Consider the following 1,850-nt stretch of genomic DNA (forward strand, 5'->3'; position numbering starts at 1 on the left):
CCGCACCCAGTCCACAACCGCCGCCGGTCACCTGTGTCAGGTAGGGGTGACCGTTGCTGAGCCGGATGGTATCGGTACCGTCGGTAATCAAATCCGTTGCACCGGAGATGGCCACCACCGCCCCATGCTGACGAGACAGTGCACTGGCCGCGTCCAGGGCGCTTTCGGCAGTATCAACGGCATCTACGCCGCGCCCGCCCTGTCCCAGACCGGCCAACGCCATGACCTCCGAGGCGTTGGCCCGGATCGCTGTCGGACCATGACGCAGCAAGACAGACGCCAGCGCCGTACGGACCGGCAGTACACCCACCGCCACAGGGTCAAGGACCCATGGGGTGCCGGCCTCGCCGGCGGCCCTGGCCGCTTCGACCATCCCGGCACGCTGCTCCTCGTGCGGTGTCCCCACATTAATCAGCGCCCCCGATGCCATGCGGGCGAAGGGATCAGCCTCGGTGGGAATATCTGTCATGGCCGGCGCCGCACCAAGGGCCAGAAGAACGTTCGCGGTGAAGTTCGTCACCACCGCATTGGTCAGGCACTGCACCAAAGGCGTGGCTTCCCGCAGCCGGTCAAGCAACGTACCGACATGATCCGGTGTCAGGCGGGGAGTCATCGGCAACATTCCTTCGCTAGTACAAACTAGATCAGGTTCAACGGGTCTTATCTCAGCCCCAATCGCCAGGGCACCCCGTGTCACTACGACACAGCCTACTCCCGAAGGATGAACTGTGCGGTCGGAGCGGCTGCGGAATTATTCATCTTGCGGCCCGTAAATTGTGTGGTGATCGTGGCCACCGCGACCGGTCCTTCCCTCCCGGGCGATCGTCTTACCGCCTCAGCCGGTTTCACTGCCCTGACGGGTTCGTTCCACCTATTGCCATTGCGAATCGGCGGCCGTAGCGTGGATATTCCAGAAAACAAGCATGCTGACAAATCGCTGAGGAGATGAGCACTATGGCCAATGCGCCGCAGAGCCCGGTGAAAGACAAAAACTACAACCTCGTATAGGCCGTTCAAGCCTCGCTGCACAATGTGTGGCAGCTGGAGACCTACATCCAGGATGCCGAGAATGAGAACGATAACTAGCTCGCCGAATGGTTCCGCAAAATCCAGGAGAACAACCGCAAGGCCGGCGAACAGGGCAAGCAAATGCTCGCCCAGCGGCTGCAGCAGGAAGCAAAGTAATCTCCCCGAGCGGAGCCACATCAGGCGACCAGGGCACGGATTCAGGCCGATCCCGCCTGGCCGCTTGGTATTCGCACAGCCGCGGCCACTAACGGCAAAACGAGATCGGTCCATGGGAAGACTCCCCCGCCCGTCAATGGAGGATGACTGGAAGCAAGGGAGCCAGCGCTTCAAGGCTAAGCCCGTCACAGCGGTACCGGCAAGGGGCACCTGGGCTCGGAACAGGCACGTTGACGGGAAATTTTTCTGCCGAACCGGGCACCACTACGGGTGCTTGTTATTGTTGCGAGGGCCGTTGAAGATGCTCCGGACGAATGGCACCGTCCCACGACGATAATTAGGGGAAACGATAACCAGTTCCGCACGGTAACAGCCGCATCCGGCCTTATCCGGTCTTGTACCTGGCCTTGGCGCCGGAAAGGTTCTGATGCGTACGTTTGGTGTTGAAGAGGAGTTGCTCCTGGTGGACGAGGTCAGTGGTGAACCGTTGCCGCTGGGCCAGGAGGTAGTGGACCGGCACAGTTCCGATGAGCGGTTGACGACGGAGTTCCAGCTTGAACAGGCCGAGATTGCGGTGCATCCGCACGAAAGCATGGAGGCCCTCTCACGCGACATTAGAGACAGCCGGGCCAGTGCCGACTCGGCCGCCCGCGCGGCAGGGGCCC

Annotated in this window: 2 protein-coding genes and 1 riboswitch; of the genes, one reads left to right on the plus strand and one right to left on the minus strand. The window is 61.6% G+C overall.

Annotated features, from left to right (window positions below; translation table 11 throughout):
• On the minus strand, positions 1-613 hold a 613-nt coding region (thiM, locus tag Y707_RS27170; protein WP_253905236.1), incomplete at its 3' end, for a hydroxyethylthiazole kinase.
• Positions 605-701: riboswitch (TPP riboswitch) on the minus strand. (Overlaps the previous gene by 9 nt.)
• A 911-nt stretch (positions 702-1,612) precedes the next feature.
• Here thiM and Y707_RS27175 point away from each other — a divergent pair.
• On the plus strand, positions 1,613-1,850 hold a 238-nt coding region (locus tag Y707_RS27175), incomplete at its 3' end, for a glutamate-cysteine ligase family protein (RefSeq protein ID WP_035782393.1).

It is taken from the genome of Arthrobacter sp. H14 (genome assembly GCF_000520495.1).
Lineage (GTDB): Bacteria > Actinomycetota > Actinomycetes > Actinomycetales > Micrococcaceae > Arthrobacter_C.